Annotated in this window: 2 protein-coding genes; one reads left to right on the top strand and one right to left on the bottom strand. The window is 77.1% G+C overall.

Features of this window, described 5'->3' with window-relative positions; genetic code table 11:
• The coding region (locus ACLEQD_RS44555) for an AAA family ATPase (RefSeq protein WP_410391949.1) at nucleotides 1-656 on the bottom strand (656 nt) is incomplete at its 3' end.
• On the opposite strand from ACLEQD_RS44555, the gene ACLEQD_RS44550 reads away from it, so the two are divergent.
• Nucleotides 649-833, top strand: a 185-nt coding sequence (locus ACLEQD_RS44550; RefSeq protein ID WP_410391948.1) for a hypothetical protein, incomplete at its 3' end; no start/stop codon positions are given. The two genes, ACLEQD_RS44555 and ACLEQD_RS44550, sit on opposite strands and share 8 nt — an antisense overlap.

Genomic DNA, 833 nt, shown 5'->3' with positions numbered 1-833 from the left:
CGGCGCCCAGCCGGTCCAGGCCGCCCGCGCTCCTCCGCCAGCGCGCGCACCACCTCCACCAGCAGGAAGGGGTTGCCCTCCGACTCGCGGCGCAGCAGGTCCACCACGTCGGGCCGGCGGCCGACGGCGCCCAGCATGGACTCGCCCAGCTGGGCGATCTCCTCCGCGTCCAGCCGGAGCAGCCGCAGCATCCGGGGGCCGGACAGGCGCTCGGGGAGCTGCGGGGCCTCGTCGTCGCGGAAGCTCGCGAGCAGGAGCAGCGGCAGCCCCGGCGCCCTCGCCGCCAGCTGCGCCAGGAGCTGGAGGGACTCCGCGTGCGCCTGGTGCAGGTCCTCCAGGATGACCACGGTGGGCTGCGACAGGCGGGCGAAGAGGTCCTCCACCGTCTGGTGCAGGCGCAGCTGCGCCATGTCCGCGTCCAGCTCCGGGGCGGCCGGCACCTCGCGGCCCAGCAGCGCCTCCAGGTCCGGCACCAGCGGCCGGAGCACGCGCGCCTCGCGGTCGGACAGCTCCGTGAGCATGGGCAGCCAGCGCAGCACCGCGCGCCACTCCTGGTACGGCACGCCGCCGGTGTCCACCGCCTGGCCGCGCAGCACCACCGCGCCGCGCACCAGCGCCAGCGCGCGCACCTCCTCCAGGAGGCGCGACTTGCCCACGCCGCTCTCCCCGCCAATGAGCCACGCGCCGCCCTGCCCCGCCGAGCACCGCGTCGAGCACGTCCGTCAGCTGCTCGCGCTCCTTCACGCGCCCCACGAAGCGCGCGGACTGGAGGAAGCTCTCGCGCGTGGCGGCGGACTCGGAGGGCGGGGGCTCGCCCACGGCGGCGCACGAGC

The sequence above is a fragment of the Corallococcus sp. 4LFB genome (genome assembly GCF_046520365.1).
Taxonomy (GTDB): domain Bacteria; phylum Myxococcota; class Myxococcia; order Myxococcales; family Myxococcaceae; genus Corallococcus; species Corallococcus caeni.
Note: the sequence above shows the minus strand (reverse complement) of the source record. Positions and strands in the feature narration are given on the sequence as shown.